The sequence below is a fragment of the Desulfomicrobium macestii genome (assembly GCF_014873765.1).
Taxonomy (GTDB): Bacteria; Desulfobacterota; Desulfovibrionia; order Desulfovibrionales; family Desulfomicrobiaceae; genus Desulfomicrobium; species Desulfomicrobium macestii.
On the sequence record NZ_JADBGG010000035.1, the window covers coordinates 1 to 18,102 of the forward strand.

16 protein-coding genes and 1 tRNA gene are annotated in these 18,102 nt (G+C 64.1%); 11 read left to right on the forward strand and 6 right to left on the reverse strand.

All coding sequences use genetic code 11. The annotated features are described in order from the left end of the window. The coding region (locus tag H4684_RS20725) for a hypothetical protein (protein WP_225940520.1) at positions 1 to 217 on the forward strand (217 nt) is incomplete at its 5' end. Positions 218 to 397: 180 nt separating this feature from the next. Here the strand turns inward: H4684_RS20725 and H4684_RS17240 are convergent. From H4684_RS17240 to H4684_RS17265, 6 genes are all read right to left on the reverse strand, one after another. Beyond that, positions 398 to 473, reverse strand: a tRNA-Ala gene (locus H4684_RS17240). A gap of 72 nt (positions 474 to 545) precedes the next feature. Continuing rightward, the gene (locus tag H4684_RS17245; protein ID WP_192624701.1) at positions 546 to 1,631 is read right to left on the reverse strand and encodes an aminotransferase class IV; all 1,086 of its coding nucleotides are present in this window, start codon (positions 1,629 to 1,631) and stop codon (positions 546 to 548) included. 83 nt (positions 1,632 to 1,714) lie between these two features. Continuing rightward, a complete protein-coding gene (gene zwf, locus H4684_RS17250; RefSeq protein WP_192624702.1) occupies positions 1,715 to 3,190 on the reverse strand; it encodes a glucose-6-phosphate dehydrogenase in 1,476 nt (491 codons plus the stop codon). Positions 3,191 to 3,297: 107 nt separating this feature from the next. Beyond that, the gene (locus tag H4684_RS21180) at positions 3,298 to 4,197 is read right to left on the reverse strand and encodes a DMT family transporter (protein WP_092193547.1); all 900 of its coding nucleotides are present in this window, start codon (positions 4,195 to 4,197) and stop codon (positions 3,298 to 3,300) included. Continuing rightward, entirely contained in the window at positions 4,194 to 4,523 is a 330-nt protein-coding gene (locus tag H4684_RS17260; protein ID WP_092193546.1) for a hypothetical protein, read from the reverse strand. Before H4684_RS17260 ends, H4684_RS21180 begins: the two co-directional genes overlap by 4 nt. A 2-nt stretch (positions 4,524 to 4,525) precedes the next feature. Then, positions 4,526 to 6,187, reverse strand: coding sequence for a hydantoinase/oxoprolinase family protein (locus tag H4684_RS17265; RefSeq protein ID WP_192624703.1), 1,662 nt, complete (start codon positions 6,185 to 6,187; stop codon positions 4,526 to 4,528). Between the two features lie 198 nt (positions 6,188 to 6,385). On the opposite strand from H4684_RS17265, the gene H4684_RS17270 reads away from it, so the two are divergent. The 10 genes from H4684_RS17270 (at position 6,386) to recD2 (ending at position 18,011) form a co-directional block, all read left to right on the forward strand. Continuing rightward, a complete protein-coding gene (locus H4684_RS17270) occupies positions 6,386 to 8,137 on the forward strand; it encodes a 2-oxoacid:acceptor oxidoreductase subunit alpha (protein ID WP_225940521.1) in 1,752 nt (583 codons plus the stop codon). Then, positions 8,134 to 8,979, forward strand: coding sequence for a thiamine pyrophosphate-dependent enzyme (locus H4684_RS17275; RefSeq protein ID WP_192624704.1), 846 nt, complete (start codon positions 8,134 to 8,136; stop codon positions 8,977 to 8,979). Before H4684_RS17270 ends, H4684_RS17275 begins: the two co-directional genes overlap by 4 nt. A gap of 68 nt (positions 8,980 to 9,047) precedes the next feature. After that, positions 9,048 to 9,329, forward strand: coding sequence for a peptidylprolyl isomerase (locus H4684_RS17280; protein WP_092193543.1), 282 nt, complete (start codon positions 9,048 to 9,050; stop codon positions 9,327 to 9,329). Positions 9,330 to 9,512: 183 nt separating this feature from the next. Next, a complete protein-coding gene (gene mtnA / locus H4684_RS17285) occupies positions 9,513 to 10,559 on the forward strand; it encodes an S-methyl-5-thioribose-1-phosphate isomerase (protein WP_192624705.1) in 1,047 nt (348 codons plus the stop codon). Further along, the gene (der, locus tag H4684_RS17290; protein ID WP_192624706.1) at positions 10,556 to 11,899 is read left to right on the forward strand and encodes a ribosome biogenesis GTPase Der; all 1,344 of its coding nucleotides are present in this window, start codon (positions 10,556 to 10,558) and stop codon (positions 11,897 to 11,899) included. Before mtnA ends, der begins: the two co-directional genes overlap by 4 nt. 103 nt (positions 11,900 to 12,002) lie before the next feature. After that, the gene (locus H4684_RS17295) at positions 12,003 to 12,926 is read left to right on the forward strand and encodes a branched-chain amino acid transaminase (RefSeq protein ID WP_092193540.1); all 924 of its coding nucleotides are present in this window, start codon (positions 12,003 to 12,005) and stop codon (positions 12,924 to 12,926) included. 84 nt (positions 12,927 to 13,010) lie between these two features. After that, positions 13,011 to 14,924, forward strand: a complete 1,914-nt coding sequence (dnaX, locus tag H4684_RS17300; protein WP_192624707.1) for a DNA polymerase III subunit gamma/tau — start codon at positions 13,011 to 13,013, stop codon at positions 14,922 to 14,924. Beyond that, positions 14,921 to 15,217 (forward strand): YbaB/EbfC family nucleoid-associated protein, encoded by a 297-nt coding sequence (locus H4684_RS17305; protein ID WP_092193538.1) that lies wholly within the window; start codon positions 14,921 to 14,923, stop codon positions 15,215 to 15,217. Before dnaX ends, H4684_RS17305 begins: the two co-directional genes overlap by 4 nt. A 9-nt stretch (positions 15,218 to 15,226) precedes the next feature. After that, a complete protein-coding gene (gene recR / locus H4684_RS17310; RefSeq protein WP_092193537.1) occupies positions 15,227 to 15,832 on the forward strand; it encodes a recombination mediator RecR in 606 nt (201 codons plus the stop codon). 4 nt (positions 15,833 to 15,836) lie between these two features. Further along, on the forward strand, positions 15,837 to 18,011 hold the full coding sequence (gene recD2 / locus H4684_RS17315) for an SF1B family DNA helicase RecD2 (protein WP_092193536.1): 2,175 nt from the start codon (positions 15,837 to 15,839) through the stop codon (positions 18,009 to 18,011). Positions 18,012 to 18,102 lie beyond the last annotated feature (91 nt).

Sequence of the window (18,102 nt, forward strand, 5' to 3'; positions counted from 1 at the left end):
CCTGACCATGGCAGATTCCTCCGGGAGTTGTGGTTTGGTGGTACAACCCACATATGCCATGGTCTTTCTTTTTGCTGAAGATCCCGCACACTACCAGTATATGGATTTGGTTGGAATGTTGGACGCTGTGGCAGCCCGGGAAACCGGGCTTTTTTGCGCTTGGTGGTCCGACAGGAGTTTCAACAAACCATCCTGGTCCGCCTTTTTTCCTTCATGATTCCGCGCGCTCGCTTACACGAAAGGCGCAGGATTTTTCAGGCCGAGGGGTGCAGAAAAAAAAGAAATTTTCGACCAACAAGTGGTGCAAAGCTGATCCCCGTGCGGGGAATGGTGCCGGGAAGGATATTTTGGAAAAGAAAAAGGGTCTGGATTGTTATATCCAAACCCTTGATTTCTTTGGTGGAGATGAGGAGGATCGAACTCCTGGCCTCTGCATTGCGAACGCAGCGCTCTCCCAGCTGAGCTACATCCCCTGACGTGGGAAGCCTGATATGGGGTCCGGGGCCTGTTGTCAACAGGGCTGGCGGACTTGGTTCTGAAATGTCCTAAATCAGGTAGCTTTGCAGGACCATTCCCTGTGGCACCGGGGCCTTGTCCTGGTAGATATCCCAGTATGTCTGCCGGGCGCGGCCCAAGGCCTGATACAGGGGGTGGTCCGTCTGGGCGCGCATTTGGGCGCAGGGCGCGTTGTTTTCATCGACCATGACCAGCCGCTCGGCGCGGTTCAGGATGCCCGCCGTGCCGATGGAGGCGATGGCCGCGATTTCCCCGGCTTCGGCCCGGGCCATGAGTTCGCCGTAGGTCATGTCACGCTCGTCGACCGTAATCCCGGATTCGCGCAGGATGGCGCAGATGCCCTGGATGGTGACCGAGGGCAGGATGAGCGGGCTTTCGGGAATCTTGACCACGGAACCATTGGTCAGCGCGATGAGGCAGCACGAGGAGTCCCACTCAGTGACGCGGCGGTCGCGCAGGGGCAGGTCCAGCCGGTCGTCCAGAAACAGGGCCGAGGTTGCTTCGGGCAGGATGGTTCGAGCTTCGTCCACGGCCTTGACGCTCAGGAGATAATTGACTCCGAGCTTCAGGTTGCCCGTGCCGTTGGCGCCTACTGCACGCACCAGTCCCGGCACGACCACGCCGCTGAAGGGTTCGCCCATGTAGCGGTCGTAGGTGCAGGTGACCATGCGGATGGAAGGGCTTTCGGGAAAGGTTACGCCGATGGACTGGGACTCGTCCACGGTGAAGGGGCGCAGATAGCCCTGCCCGCCGGATTCGCCCATGTAGTGGATGAACTCGGCCAGTTCCGGGCTGCGCAGGTAGTGCAGGATCATGGCCTCCAGTTCCTCTTCCGAGGGCACCAGGACCTGCTGGGCCGCGCCCAGGTTGAAGGAGATGGAGCGGCGAAAACGCTGCAGGTTCTTATGCAGGTTCAGAAACTGGACATGCAGGCTGCCGTCCTCGGCCGGGCCGATGAAGTAGCGGATGCCCTCGAAGGCCAGGCAGAGCCCGTAATGAATGGAGCGGGACACCGCCGGGACCTTGTCCGCCATGGGGAGCATGGCGAGGGACTTGCCCTGGAGCAGGTAGCGTGACTGGAAATCAGCCCATTTGGTGCCTTCAAAACCGGCCATGGGTCCTCCCGTGGGATGGTGAATGGTTTATTGTTGAGCCCGCGGGGACGTGCGCCCAGGGACTTGTGCCAGACTTGGGCCGGTCATGATCCGACCCTTTGCGCGGCCTTGGGGCCGGGGCCGCCCGCGACGTAGGTGTGCAGGGGAAGTTCGCTGTCCGGGCAGTCGCAGCGGTCCAGGATGGGGGTCAGAAACCCCCAGCACAGCTCCACGGCGTCCTGCCGCCAGAAAAGAGTCTGGTCGCCGGTGATGCAATCCATCAGCACCTTGGCGTAATCGTCCAGACGGCCAAGGCCCGAGCCCGCGCCGTAGGAGAACTCCATGGACTGACCTTGCAGGCAGAGCGTTGATCCCTGACCCTTGGTCTGCACCTCCAGCCGGACCACTTCATCCGGATGGATGCCGATGACCAGACGGTTGGGAGGGATGATTTCATCCTTGGACTTGCGAAACATGGAGACGGGCACGCTCTTGAACTGCACCGTGATCTCGGTGTGTTTGGCCTCGAGCCGTTTGCCCGAGCAGAGGTGGAACGGCACGCCCTGCCAGCGCCAGTTGTCCAGATAGACCTTGAGCCAGGCAAAGGTCGGTGTGGTCGAGTCCGGCCGCACGCCCGGTTCCTGCAAGTATCCCGGCACGGCCTCGCCGCCCGACATGCCCGGCCCGTATTGCCCCAGGATCAGTTGTTCATCCAGACGCTCCAGATCGAGCGGGCGCAGGGCCCGGAAGACCTTGGAGCGCTCGTCGCGGACCAGTTCGGCCTCGAATATGGACGGCGGCTCCATGGCGCACAGCGACAGGAGCATCATCATGTGGTTCTGGAACATGTCCCTGAGCACCCCGGCCTGCTCGTAGAAACCGGCGCGGTGGCCGATGCCGAGGGTTTCGGCGGCGGTGATGCGGATGTGGTCGATGTAGCGGCGGTTCCAGACCGGCTCGAAGAGGGCGTTGGCGAAGCGCAGCAGCAGGACGTTCTGCACGGTCTCCTTGGCCATGTAGTGATCGATGCGGAAGATCTGGCGCTCGCTGAAATAGCGGTGCAGCACCGTGTCCAGCTCCCTGGCCGTGGGCAGGTCGCGGCCGAAGGGTTTTTCCACGACGATGCGCACGCTCGTGTCCTCGCTCTCCCGTCCAAGGTCCGCCTCGCCGAGCATGGTGGCCAGGGGGATGTAGGCGTTCGGGGGAACGGCCAGGTAGAAGAGCCGGTTTTTCGGCGTCTCGCGGTCAAGGTCGCCGAGGGCCATGCTCAGGGTGTAGCCCGATTCGGGCTCGTCGGGGTCCAGGCGCAGGTAGCGGACCCGGGGCACGAGGTCGGCCAGGCAGGACGGGGGAATGGCATGGGCGAGTTTTTCGCCGATCAGGTTCGAGTACTCATCCGCGCTCAAATCCGTGCGTCCCACGGCCAGGATGCGCGTGTCGTGGCTGAGCAGCCCGTTCTGGCAGAGGGAGGCCAGGGCCGGGAAGATCTTGCGCATGGCCAGGTCTCCGGTGGCGCCGAAGATGACCAGATTGACCGGAGCGGCCTGGGACGCGGTGGGACATGAAGATGTGGCGGTCATGAGGCTCCCGGGGCGGTGAGAAGGTTTGCAGCGATCAGAAATATCAGGACGAAGCCAAAAGGCAAGCCCCTGTTCCCTTGCCGCCTGAGCCCGCCCCGGGCTTTTTTTCAGCGGAAAAAGAGGGCAACGCCGGCCAGGGTGACCAGGGCGCCGACGAGGCTGCGCCGGGAGACCTTGTGTCCGGTCACGACCGCAAGCCCAAGAGCGAAAAGGGGGCTGACCGAGATGAGGGTCTGGGCGATGGCCGCGTCGGTCAGCTTGAGGGCGGCCTGTTGCAGCCAGATGCCAAGGAACGTGCCCAGAAAGACGGCCAGGGTGAAGAACGCCCATCCGTTTCGGGCCGTGCCGATGGAGCGCCAGCATTCACGGCGCAGGACTATCTCGGGTTTCAGGATCGGGAGCAGGGTCCACAGCACCAGGCTGGCCGCGGCCAGACGGATCAGGGCGGCCCAGAGGGGGGTGATGTCGGTTGCGACCATGACCTGCCGGGACATGACCATGCCGGTGGCCTGACACAGGGCGGCCAGGGTGGCGAAGCCCAGGCCCGGCAGGTTCAGGCTCTTCTGCTGGGGTTGATGTTCCGTGACCACCCAGAGGATGCCGCTCATGGTCAGGAAGATTCCCGCCCAGGCCCAGAATCCGATGGCCTCGTGCAGGAAGCAGAGGGCCAGGACGCCGGTCAGCGGCGGAGCCAGGGATTCGATCAGGAGGGTCTGGCTGGGGCCGACGCGCTTTATGGCCGAAAAATAGGCGCTGTCGCCGATGCTGATGCCGACGATTCCGCTGCCCGCCAGCCACAGCCACTGCGACGTCGAGAGGGTGGGGGGCGCATCGCCAAGGACGACAATGGTCACGGTCAGCATGGCCACGGCGATGCTGCCCTTGATCAGGTTCAGGAACAGCGCCGGGGCCTTGTTGCCGGTGCGGGCGTAGATGATGGTGGCCACGGCCCAGATGAAAGCGGCCGAAAGGGCCGCGACCTCGCCTGCAAACGGGATGGTCGTCACGCCTGGGGGAGAAACGAGGTCTGGTTGGCGAAGAAGAATTTTGTGTCGAAGGGGCCAAAGCTGCCCGTTTCGGCCATGAGGGTGAAGTACTCGACCCGGCCGTAGCGGCGGGTCAGGTGCGGTCGCACGCCCATGCGCTCATAGTAGTCGGCCTTGGCGATCGGGCGTTCGCTCTCCGTCAGGTCATAGACCGCGTCCTCGACTTCGGCCCAGGCGTGGACCACATATCCCGCATCGCCGGGGATCCAGGCGTGGACAACCTCGGCCAGTTCGCTTTCGCTGCAGATTTCCATGGCCGCCGCAAAAGATTGTTCCTTGAAATGCATGTTCACTCCTTGGTGATAGTGTCCATGAGGGCCGCGCCCAGGGCGTTGCCGACCTCGTAATGTTCTGGAAAGACTGCTTCGGTGCCAAGGCGCGCGGCCACTTCCGGCAAGAGGAACGGTGCTGCCGCGCCGATGCCGATGATCCGGGGGCGAACCCTGATCGTGATGTCCAGGAGCGCGCTTTGCTCGGGCTGTTCAAAAAAATGGGCCAGGGCCGGTCCGACTTCCCGGTTGCCGAGGGCGCACAGGATGGTGGTGGCGATGGTTGCGTGGGCCTTTTCGAGCACCTGATCGCAGAACGCTTCCGGCGAGAGGTTCAGCAGCGCGGCCAGCACGCCTGCCCCTTCCATGGCGGGCCTTGGGTCGCCAAGGTCCAGGCGTCCGAGCACATGCAGGGCGTCCGTGGGCGTGAATCCGCAGGTGATGACCCGCCTTGCGGCCTGGAGTCTGGCGATGGCCTTCTCCAGGCTCGATTCGGCCAGCGCCAGCTCCCGGCGCAGGCGCATGGGCGTGGCCGGGCCATGTTCGGCGAGCCAGCGCAGGATCTGGTCGTCCCCGGGTTCGATGCCCGGAGCTAGCTGCACGCACTGGGCGCAGAGGTCCGCGCCGAGCCAGGCTTCGGGGTGCGTGACGGATGCCAGGGCCGGCCCGTCGAGATGCAGGTGGATCTGGGACAGCGGCACGACCCGGGCCGGGCCAAGGCTCAGGCGGCCATTTTCGACGCGCGTCAGGCTGTCGCCGCCAAGGCCCACGGTGTACATCTCCACGGCCCGCACGTGCGTGCGCCAGGAACCGATGGTCATGCCTTCCTCGCGGACCACGGGGCGGCCTTCCCTGATGAGGGTGATGTCCGTCGTGGTGCCGCCCACGTCCACGATGAGCGCCGTCTCGCCCGCCGCGGCGTGGCCGCCGAACAGGGCGGTGGCCGCCGGACCGCTGGCCACAGTGGCCGAGGAGTTGCGTACGGCATCGGGCAGGTCCATGCTCTGGCAGTCCCCGCGCACGATGCGCACCGGGCAGGACAGCCCGAGGCGCTCCATGGACCGGGCGATGCCGCGCAGGAAGTCCTGCATGACGGGCAGCAGCCTGGCGTTGAGGACGGCCGTGGCCGCGCGTTCCTCCATGCCCGGGCGGGTGCTGGCCTGGTGGGAGCAGAACACGGGCCTTTGGTCCATGAGTTCGATGGCCTTGGCCGCGACCAGTTCGTGGGTCGGGTCCTCGAAGGCGAGCATGGCGCAGACGGCGTAGGCGTCAACGCGGCCCTTCATGGCGGCGATGCCCTGGATCAGAAAATCCATGCCCAAGGGTTCGGCTTCGACCCCCCGGGCCTTGTGGCCGCCGGGGATGAAGCGCATGTCCGCCGCCGGGATGTGCAGTCGTTTGTCGTGCCCGATGACGAAGAGTCCGACCTCCGCGCCCTTGTCTTCCACCAGGGCGTTGGTGGCCAGGGTCGTGGACACGGTCACGAGTTCGATTGTTTCCGGATTTGCGCCCGAGGCCAGGAGCACCTTCTCCAGGCTCCGGCCGATGGCCAGGGCCGGGTCGTGGGGGGTGGTCGGGGTCTTCACGCCGGCCAGAACCCGGCCGGACGAGCGGTCGAGAACTACCGCATCCGTGTAGGTGCCGCCGGTGTCGATGCCGATGACGCAGGCTGGTGGGGACATGGGAATTTCCTTTCTCCGGGGATGATCCTTCAGACGCGATTGCCTTAAGTATTTCCGGCGGTCCCGTCCAGTGGAACGGGGCGGCCGCCGGATGATGCGCGTCATGTCACGGGGGCGCATGTTGCGGGGAGCAGCGGTTTTTTTGTCACGTTCAGCCGCTTATGGTTGTATCCTCCCGCAAAATATGCCAGCAGGAGGATGGTCAAGATTCATGTCGCGGAATCGCCGCGCTCATGGGAAACCAAGGAGATATTCGTGCACGAAGAACTGCATTTGATCATGGGAGGGGAGGCCGGTCAGGGTCTGGATACCGTGTCCGGGCTGCTCGTGAAGGCCGTGGTCCGCTCGGGCAGACATCTGCTCGGGGCCCAGCATGTCATGTCCCGGGTGCGGGGCGGTCACAACAATTTTCGCCTGCGCATCGGTTCGCGTCCCGTACAGGGACCGCCGGACACCTTTCACCTGCTGGCGGCCATGAGCCAGGAAAGCGTGGATCTGCACAAGGACAAGCTCAAGGACCCGGGCATCATCCTGGTCGACGCGGCTTGGGAACTGCCTGCCGGTCCCGGCATGGTGCCCATCCCCTTTGCGGAGCTCGCGTCGCGTCCCGTGTTCCGCAACGTGGCCTTGCTTGGCGTGATCGGTGCCATGCTTGGCCTTGAGGCGTCCCTGTTCGAGGAACAGCTGAAGGAAGAGTTCAGTGCCAAGGGGGACAAGATCGTCTCCAGCAATCTGGACGTGCTGGCGTCTTCCATGAAGTGGGCCGCCGAAAACGCACCGAGCCTGCCCCTGCCCAAGGCCGATGACGCGATCAAGATGCTCAGCATGGATGGCAACCAGGCCATCGTCCTTGGCGCGCTGGCCGCCGGCGTGCGGTTTTGCGGATATTACCCCATGTCCCCGGCGACTTCCATCGCCGAAGGTCTGGTGCATGCCGCCGTCGAGATGGGTGTCGTGGTGGAGCAGGCCGAGGACGAGATCGCGGCCGCGAACATGGCGCTCGGCGCATCCTATGCAGGAGCGCGGAGCATCGTGCCCACCTCGGGCGGCGGGTTCGCCCTCATGACCGAGGCGGTGAGCCTGGCCGGAGTCTCGGAGACACCCGTGGTATTTGCCGTGATCCAGCGCCCCGGCCCGGCCACGGGCCTGGCCACGCGCACGGAGCAGGCTGACCTGGATCTGGTGCTCTACGCCGGTCACGGCGAATTTCCGCGCGCCATCCTGGCTCCGGCCACGCTGGAGGATTGCTTTTATCTGACCCACAAGGCCTTCGATCTGGCCGAAAAGAGCCAGGGGCCGGTGTTCGTACTCTCGGATCAGTATCTGGCCAGTGCCGCGCGCTCGGTCGCCCCCTTCGATCTGGATGGACTTGCGCCTATCGCGACTCCCGACCTCGGTGACACCGACCCCGGGAACTACCGCCGCTACAACTGGGACGGGCCCATCTCCCCCCGGCGCATTCCCGGGCATGGAGAGAGCCTGGTCCTGGCCGACTCCCACGAGCACAACGAGACCGGGAACATCATCGAGGACGGGGGCATCCGCGTGCGCATGCAGGACAAGCGCCAGGCCAAGATGGCCACGCTTCTTGCCGAAGTGCTGCCGCCTGAATTTTCCGGCGACGAGGACCCGGATCTCCTGCTGGTCGGCTGGGGATCCTCCTGCGAGGTGCTGCGCGAAGTGACCGCGAAACTGCGCGACGACGGGACCAGGGCCGCCTGCCTGTGTTTCACCCAGGTCTGGCCGCTGCTCCCGGATACCTTCATGCCGCGCCTTGAGGCGGCAGGAACCGTCGTGGCCGTGGAAGGCAACAGTACCGCCCAGTTCGCGGGCCTGCTGCGCAAGACCACGGGTTTTCACATTCAAGACACCGTTCTGCGCTATGACGGCCGGACCCTGACGGCCGGGTTCGTCATGGAGCGGCTGCGGCCCATCCTGGAGGCTTTATGATCGACACCAAGACCTACGGCGAATTCAAGACCAGCTGGTGCCCCGGCTGCGGCAACCACGACGTGCTCGTGGCCGTCAAGGAAGCCCTGGCCGGTCAGGGCATTCTGCCGCATCAGTTCGTGATGGTCTCCGGCATCGGTCAGGCGGCCAAGATCGTGCACTATCTCAAGTGCAACGGTTTCAACGGGCTGCACGGCCGTGCACTGTCCCCGGCCCAGGCCGTGAAACTGGTCAACCCGGAAATGACCGTGCTGGTGGAGTCGGGCGACGGCTGCACCTACGGCGAGGGCGGCAATCATTTTCTGGCCGCCATCCGGCGCAACGTGAACATCACGCTGATCGTCCATGACAATCAGATCTACGGCCTGACCAAGGGCCAGTCGAGCCCCACGACCATGACCGGGCACGTGACCAAGAACAATCCTCTGGGCGTTTTCGATCAGCCCTTCAACCCCGTGGCCGTGGCCGTGGCCATGCGCGCGGGCTTCGTGGCCAGGACCTTCTCCGGCTTTCACGAGCACGCCGTGCAGACCATCGTGCAGGCCATGCGGCATCCGGGCTTCGCCTTGGTGGACATGCACTCGCCCTGCATATCCTTCAACAAGGTCAACACCTTTGCCTGGTACAAGGCCAGGTGCAAGGAAGTCAGCCACGATCCCGGGGACTGGGCCTCCGCCATGACCGTGGCCGCGACGTTCGGCGAGGAGATCCCCATCGGCGTGCTCTTTCGCGAGGAGCGGCCCTCCAAGGACGCGCAGCTTCCGCAGTGTGCAGACGGGGCCCTGTATCGCAAGACCGTGGACATGGAGGCCGTGAAGCGGCGCATGTTCGCCCACGCCTGACCCGCAGGGGCGTCTTGCCAAGTGACGGGCATACGGGTAGGGCCACAAAAAAAACGAAGGAGAATTCCATGGCCAAAGCACGTGCCCGTCACATTCTGGTGGCAACCGAAGAGGTTTGCCAGGCTCTGAAAACGAAAATCACGGAAGAGGGCGGAGATTTCGCCGAGATCGCCCGCAATTATTCACAGTGCCCGTCCGGCAAGCGCGGCGGCGATCTGGGCTCGTTCGGTCCCGGCCAGATGGTTCCGGAATTCGACCAGGTTTGCTTCAACGAGGCCGTCGGCGTCGTGCACGGACCGGTCAAGACCCAGTTCGGCTTTCACCTGGTGGAAGTGACCGAGCGCTCCTGAAGGGACAGGGCGCCAAGCCTGTCTGTGAAAACCGGGCTGCTTGGTGGTCCGGTTTTTTTTGAGGAAGCGAATGGGAGAATGGGACCTATGGGACCTATGGGACACATGGGACGTATGGGTTCTTTCTTCAAACATAGGTCCCATACGTCCCATACGACCCATTCTTTTTTTAAGAGGAACTCCATGGAAGACCATATCCGCTTTGACGCCGAGGCCTGCACCCTGCTGCTTCTCGACCAGCGCAAGCTGCCTCTGATCGAGGAAACCTTTGCCTGCCGCACTGTCGAGGACGTCGTCTTCGCGCTGCAGACCATGGTCGTGCGCGGGGCGCCCGCCATCGGCGTCAGCGCCGCCTACGGGTGCCGCATTGCGCTCAGGCAGGCCATGGCCGCCGGAGCCTATTGGCGCAATGAGCTTGAGCGACTGCTCTCGATGCTGGCCCAGGCGCGGCCCACGGCGGTCAATCTGGCCTGGGCCGTCGGCGTCATGCGCGAGGCCGGAGCCGGCATCCAGGATCCGCGCGAGCTTGGCGAGGTCTGGTTGGCCCTGGCCATGAAGATCCACGCCGAGGACATCGCCATGAACAAGGCCATGGGCCGATTCGGCGGAGCCCTGCTTGCCGACGGCGACACGGTCATGACCCACTGCAACGCCGGAGCGCTGGCCACGGCGGGTTACGGCACCGCCCTTGGCGTGATTCGCGGCGCGGTGGACATGGGCAAGAAGATTTCCGTCATCGCCAACGAGACCCGGCCCTTCCTGCAGGGCGCCAGGCTGACCGCCTACGAACTGCACAAGGACGGCATCCCGGTCACCGTGGCCTGCGACAACGCCTGCTCGCTGCTCATGAAGCGCGGGCTGGTGGACAAGGTCGTGGTCGGCGCGGACCGCATCGTGGCCAATGGCGACGTGGCCAACAAGATCGGGACCTCCGGCGTGGCCATTCTGGCCCGCCACTACGGTATCCCCTTCTACGTGGCCGCGCCCAGCTCCACCTTCGATCTGGGCACGCCGGACGGCAGCCTCATCCCCATCGAGGACCGCACGCCGCTGGAAGTGACCCACGTCGGCGACACCCGGATCACGCCCGAAGGGGTCCCGGTTTTCAATTACGCTTTTGATGTCACCGATCATTCCCTGATCACGGGCATCATCACTGAACGCGGGGTTCTTTCCCCGCCCTACACATCGAGCATCGCCGAGATCATCGGCCAGGAACGCAGACCATGAACCAGTTTCTTCCCATGGTGGCCCTCATCGGGCGTCCCAACGTGGGCAAATCCACTCTTTTCAACCGTCTCATCAAGAGGCGGGTCTCCATCACCCACGACATGGCCGGAGTGACCCGGGACAGCATTTTCAGCGAGGTGCGCGGAGAAACGCGTTCGTACATGCTGGTCGACACCGGTGGCCTGGTCCCCGATTCCAGCGACGAGATCGAGATCAGCATCTTCGAGCAGGCCCGGGAGGCCATGGCCGGGGCGGACCTCATACTGTTCATTGTCGACGGCCGGACCGGGCTGCATCCCCAGGACGAACAGGTCGGGCAGTATCTGCGCCAGAGCGGCAAGGAAGTGCGCGTCATCGTCAACAAGGTCGATGGTCCCGAGCAGGAAGAGACCATGGCGGCCGATTTCTATGGTCTGGGCTTCCCGCTGGACTGCGTGTCCGCGTCCCATGGTTTCGGCATGGGCGACCTGCGGGAGATGATCGAGGAAGTCCTGCCCAAGGCCGACGCGCAGGAGCTGGAAGGCGGACACGCCCAGGGCGGGCTCAAGGTCGCTCTCTTGGGCCGTCCCAATGCGGGCAAGTCCTCGACCATCAACGCGCTTCTCGGTCAGAAGCGGCTCATGGTCAGCGCCGAGGCCGGCACCACCCGCGACTGCGTGGACGTGACCGTGCAGCGCGGCGGCAAGACGTACACGTTTGTCGACACCGCAGGGGTGCGCCGCAAGTCCAAGGTCACGGATTCCCTGGAATATTTCAGCGTCGTGCATTCCATGCAAGCCGCCAAGCAGGCCGATGTGGTGGTCCTGGTGCTCGACATCATGGACGGCGTGGTCGGTCAGGACAAGCGCCTTCTGTCCTTTCTGGACACGGAGAAGATCCCCTTCGTCATCGTCGTCAACAAGATCGACCTTCTGACCAAGGACCAGCTGGCCAAGACCAAGAAGGACCTGGTGGACGAGTTCGCTTTCTGCGCCCATGTGCCGGTGCTGTATTCCTCGTCCGTCTCCATGGCCGGGCTGGGCGGTCTTTTGCCCCTGATCGAGAAGCTCTGGGAGCAGTGCGGCCAGCGCGTGACCACGGGCGAACTCAACCGGCTGGTCAAGATGGTCACCGAGCGGCATCAGCCACCGGTCATGGGCGGCCGCCGGGGCAAGATCTACTACATGACCCAGGCCGACTCCCGTCCTCCTACCTTCGTGTTTTTCGTCAACGACGCGAAGCTCTTTCACGGCAGCTACGTACGCTACCTGGAAAATCAGCTGCGCAAGGTCTTCCGCATGGACAAGACGCCCATCCGCATGGTTTTCCGCTCCAGCCACGACAACGAAAAAGGCAAGTAGGACAGGGCTCTCTTGACCGGGCTTTGGCCATGTCCTAGTGTCCCCCCACGCCTTGGAGCTCGCGTTCCGGGCCCAAAAAAGACGCCCATATCGAGGAGGATGTATGGTACAGAAAGCTGACAAGATCTGGTTCGACGGAAAGCTCGTGCCCTGGGACGAGGCACAGGTTCACGTCCTGACGCACACTCTGCACTACGGTGTGGGCGTGTTCGAGGGTATCCGCTGCTACGTCTGCTCCGACGGGAGTTCGGCCGTATTTCGTCTGCAGGAACACGTCGAAAGGCTTTTTTTGTCGGCCAAGATCAATGAGATGGTCATCCCCTTCACCCAGGAGCAGATTTTCGATGCCATCATCGAGACCCTGAAGGCCAACCGTCAGCCCGAGGGTTACGTTCGGCCCCTGTGCTTCATCGGTGCTGGCGCCATGGGCGTCTTCCCCGGCGACAATCCGATCCAGACCATCATCGCCACCTGGCCGTGGGGCGCGTATCTTGGGGCCGAAGCCCTGGAGAAGGGCATCCGCATCAAGACCTCGACCTTCACCAGGCATCACGTCAACGTCATGATGACCAAGGCCAAGACCTGCGGCAACTACGTCAATTCCGTGCTGGCCAAGCGCGAGGCTCTGGCCGACGGCTACCACGAGGCCCTCATGCTCGATGCTGAAGGCTACGTGTCCGAGGCCACCGGAGAGAACATCTTCATGGTCAGAAACGGCGTGATCAAGACTCCGCCGCTGGGTTCCATCCTGGCCGGCATCACCCGTGAGACGCTCATGATCCTGGCCGAAGACCTCGGCTATACCGTCGTCGAGGACCGTTTCACCCGTGACGAATTGTACTGCGCCGACGAAGCCTTCTTCACCGGCACGGCGGCCGAGGTCACGCCCATCCGCGAGATCGACCGCCGGACCATCGGCGAGGGCAGTCGCGGCCCGGTTACGGCGGCCTTGCAGGACGCCTATTTCAAGCTGCTGCGCGGCGACAATCCGAAGTACGGAAAGTGGCTGGCCCGTTACACGATCTAGGCTTTTTCCGATCCTTGAGCGCATGCCGGGTTCCGCCCTGCGGGACCCGGCGTTCCATGAACTTTTGCACCCCCACCACGCACCATGAGTCAGGAAAGCCTTACCGCCCGTTACCGCCCTCAGAGTTTTGCAGAAGTGGCCGGCCAGGACGCTGTCAAGCGCATCCTCTCCCGGGCTGCGTCCACCGGACGGGTCGCGCCGGCCTATCTGTTCAGCGGGACGCGCGGGGTGGGCAAGACCACCCTGGCCCGCATTTTCGCCAAGGCCCTGAACTGCCTGAACGGCCCCGCCCTTGAGCCCTGCAACCAGTGCCCGATCTGCCGCCAGATCACCCTGGGTTCGGCCGTGGACGTGGTCGAGATCGACGGTGCTTCCAACACCGGCGTCGACAATGTCCGCCGCCTCAAGGAAGACGTGGGCTACGCGCCGCTCGAGTGCCGCTACAAGGTCATCATCATCGACGAAGCGCACATGCTCTCCAAGCAGGCCTTTAATGCGCTCCTTAAAACCCTTGAAGAGCCTCCGGGCCATGTGACCTTTATCATGGCCACCACGGAGCCGGAAAAATTTCCCCAGACCATCATCAGCCGTTGCCAGCATTTCGTCTTCAAGCGTCTGCCCCAGGCCGAACTGGTGCGGCATCTGGACGGCGTGCTCACCCGTGAATCCATGCCTGCCGAGCCTTCCGCCGTGACCCTCATCGCCCGGCGCGGGGCCGGATCGGTCCGAGACGGCATGTCGCTTTTGGGCCAGGTCATGGCCCTGGGTTCCGATTCTCTGACCCTGGACGACGTGCGCGAGGTGCTGGGCCTGGCCGGTGGCGAGGTTTTCGTGCGCCTGATCGAATGCGTGCAGTCCCGCGATTTGCAGGGCCTGCACGCCCTGCTGACCCAGATCCTGGATCAGGGCGTGGACCTGGGCTTTTTCCTGCGCGAGCTGGCCGGTTGCTGGCGCAATCTTTTCCTGCTGCATCAGATGGGCGACGCCGCGCGGAGCATCATCGACCTTCCGGCCGAGGAAGTGGACATCTGGGCCTCCGTCGCGCCCGGATTTTCCCTCGGGCATTTGCATGCGGCCTGGCAGATGACCATGGACAGCCAGCGCAAGGTGCTGACCAGCATGGAGCCTGCCCTGGCCCTGGAGCTTTTGCTGCTCAATCTGGCGTGCCTGCCGGACCTGTTGGCCATGGGCGCCGGAGAAGCCCGGCCCGGCGGCGATTCCGGTCGCGGAGCGGCCCCCGGCCGTCCCGCCCCGCCCCGGCCCGTGACCCCGACTGCCGCGCCCCGTGCGCCAGGCAACGCCGCGCCCCGGCCGGTTTCGGCATCTGCCGCCCCAACCCAGGCCGCGCCTGCCGCCCAGGCCGCGCCTGCCGCCCAGCCAGCGCCCGTCGCACCGGCCGGACCTGCGCGAACGGGTTCGCAGTCTTTCGAATCGTCCAGGGCTATGTCACGGCCCGCGGCGTCCGGGGCGTTTGCCCCGGCTTCAGGGCCGGACATGTCGTTGCGGGAAGCGCAGGCGGATTTCAAGAGCCGGGCCGATGGCCCGGGCGCGGTTCCGCCCATGTCCTCGACGCAGGCTCCGTCTGTCGCAAAGGCCGCGCCTGCCGCACAGGCCGCGCCTGTCGGGCCCAAGAGCTGGGATGGCTTCGTGGCCTTTTGCTCCAAACGCGCGGAGGGGGCAAAGCCTCTGCCGGGGCTCGACAAGGCGCAAGGGGAGCTTCGGGGATCGGAGCTGGTGATGACGAGCCGGCACATCTTTCTGTGCGACCGTCTCAAGGCCAGCATGCCCTTGCTGACGGAAGCGGCGCGCGCCTACTTCGGTCCGGGAGTGACGCTGCGGGTTGATGCTCCGGCGGAGTCGGTGCGCAAGACCCGCACGGAGCTGCGCGAGATGGCGCTGGTCGATCCCGTTGTGCGGGAGGCTCAGGAAAAATTTCAGGCCCGGATCGTCGAGGTCCGGCCCCTATCAAACGGAAATTCCAAGGAGAGCGAGATATGAACGAACTTATCAGACAGGCGCAGATGATGCAGAAGAAAATGCTGCGCACTCAGGAAGAGATAGGCAAGAAGGAAGTGGAGACCAGCGTGGGCGGCGGCATGGTCACGGTCAAGGCGACCTGTGCCGGCGAGATTCTGTCCGTGGTCATCGACCCGGCCGTGCTCGAGGACGTGGACATGCTTCAGGACATGGTCCTGTCGGCCGTCAACGAAGTCCTGAAGAAGGGCAAGGACCTGATGCAGGGCGAGATGGCCCAGATCACCGGCGGGATGAAGATTCCCGGTCTTTTCTAGGGAGCCCGGGTGCAGCGTCTTCCTTCCCCTTTGCAAAAGATCGTCGATCAGTTTTCGGCCCTGCCCGGTGTGGGGCCCAAAAGTGCCTTGCGCATGGCCCTGACTCTGCTCAAATGGCCCGAGGAGTCCGTGCGCTCCTTCGGCCGTGACATCGAGGGCCTGCGCAGCGCCCTGCACATCTGCTCTCGCTGTCATGGGCTGGCCGACAGCGACCCCTGCCATCTCTGCACGGACCCCGCGAGGACGCCGGAGCAGCTCTGCCTGGTTTCGGAGTGGGACAGCCTCATGGTCATGGAGGAATCGGGCATATTCAAGGGCCGCTATCTGATCCTGGGCGGCCTGTTGTCCCCGCTGGACGGGATCGATGCCAGGGCCCTCGAACTGGACAGCCTTGAATCCATCCTGCGTGAAGGGCAGGTGCGCGAAGTCATTCTGGCCCTGGGTTCGACCATGGAGGCCGAAGCCACGGGCTCCTACGTGCACAACCTGCTGACGCGCGGCTTTCCGAACGTGTCCGTGACCCGTCTGGCCCAGGGCATCCCGCTGGGTTCGGAACTCAAGTACGTGGACCGCGAAACCCTGAAACAGTCCCTCAAGCACAGGCAGTCCCTGTAGCCCCATGAGCACCATTTCGGGCGAAGTCGTCACCGTCGTCTACCACAATCCTGAAAACGGCTACGTCATCGCGCGCGTGGATTCTCCGTCCGAACCCGGCCAGATCAACGTGGTCGGGCTTCTGGGCGACGTGGCTCCGGGCGAATCCCTGCGCATGTCGGGCGAGTGGGTCGAGCACCCCAAGTTCGGGCGGCAGTTCAAGGCCGATACCTGCGAACATCTTCTGCCCGCGTCCATAAACGGCATTCGCCGCTTTCTGGGCTCCGGGGCGATCAAGGGCATCGGCGAGAAGACCGCCGACCGCATGATCAGCCGTTTCGGCAGCCAGATTCTCGACATCATGGATTCGGATCCCGAGCAGCTTCTTGAAGTGGAGGGCATCGGCCCGGCCAAGCTCAGGACCATCATTTCATCCTGGCAGGAGAAGCGCGAGGTGCGCGGGCTCATGCTTTTCCTGCAGACTCACGGAGTGGCCACGACCTTCGCCCACCGGATTTTCCGCCATTACGGGGTGAACGCCGTGCAGCGTCTGCGCGCCAATCCATACGATCTGGCCTATGACATCCATGGCATCGGTTTTCGCACCGCCGACGAGGTGGCGCTCAAACTCGGCTTTGCCGAGGACGCGCCGCAGCGTCTGGAGGCCGGGGTGGAGTATTGCCTGCGTCAGGTGGCCGACGGGGCCGGGCACATGTTCCTGCCGCGTCCGGTCCTGGCGGAGGAGGCGGCCAAGCTGCTGGGCTGTCATGATCTGGAGCTCATCGAGGAACAGATCGACGCTCTGGCCGAACGCAAGCGCCTGGTCATCGAGCCCCTGCCGGAGAAGGGCGTGGCCGAGGCCGTTTTCCTGACCTATTTCTACCGGACCGAGCGCGAGATTTCGTCGCGCCTGCAGGGGCTGCTCGATCACGTCAGCCGCATCGCCCCGGAGAAGATTTCAAGGGCCGTGGAGCACGAGGAGCAGCGTCAGTCCCTGACCCTGTCGGAAGAGCAGCGGGCCGCGGTGGAGTCGGCCTGCGGGCACAAGGTTTCGATCATCACGGGCGGGCCGGGCACGGGCAAAACGACGATCACGCGTGTCGTGGTGCGGGCCTTGAAGGCCCTGGGGCTGAAGATTTCCCTGGCCGCACCCACGGGCCGGGCCGCCAAGCGCCTGGCCGAGGCCACCGGATTCACGGCCACGACCCTGCACCGGTTGCTGCGCTATCAGCCGGCCACGGGGTTTGAATTCAACGAGGAGAAGAAGCTTTCCGCCGACGTCATGGTCGTGGACGAGGTCTCCATGCTCGACTGCGGTCTGTGCCTGTCGCTTCTGCGGGCGCTGCCCCTGACCTGCCGCCTGGTTTTCGTCGGCGACGAGAATCAGCTGCCTTCGGTGGGCGCGGGCAATGTGCTCGGAGACATGATCGAGAGCGGCGTGATTCCGGCCGTGCGGCTGACGCACATCTACCGCCAGGCGCGGGAGAGCATGATCGTGGTCAACGCGCACCGCATCAATGAAGGCGAATTTCCCCTGGGCAGCCCGCATGCTCCGCCCAAGGCCGATTTTTTCTGGGTCGAAAAGGAGAACCTGCTCGAATTGCAGGCCCTGGTCCTGCGTATGGTCTGCGAGCGCATCCCCGAAGCGTACGGGCTTGATCCCATGACCGACGTGCAGGTGCTGACGCCCATGCACAAGGGCGAGGTGGGGACCATCGCCTTGAACCGCCTCCTGCAGGAGCGCCTCAATCCGCAGGGGCGGGAACTTTTGCGCGGGCAGCGGGCCTACCGGGTCGGGGATCGCATCCTGCAGCTCAGGAACAACTACGACAAGGAAGTCTTCAACGGCGACCTGGGGCGCATACTCGGCTTCGATCCGGAGGATGAGACCCTGGTCGCGGAATTTGACGGCCGGGAGGTGGAGTATGGTTTCGATGAGCTTGACGAGATAGGTCTCGCCTACGCCATCAGCGTGCACAAGAGCCAGGGCAGCGAATATCCGGCCGTGGTCATGCCGGTGGTTTCGCAGCATTACATGCTCCTGCAGCGCAACCTGATCTATACCGGATTGACCCGGGCCAGGAAGCTGGCCGTGCTCATGGGCTCGCGTCGGGCCATGCACATGGGACTGGGCAACGAGCGCGGTCGGCAGCGTCACACGTCCCTGGCCGTGCGTCTGGCAAAAGAGCATCAAATCTGATCCAAGGGGCTGAAAGAACGGGTGAATGGGGCCGAAATCCCGGATTTGGGTGCGTGAGATGCGTTGACAGGCCCGTGAAAGCTTGTCTATG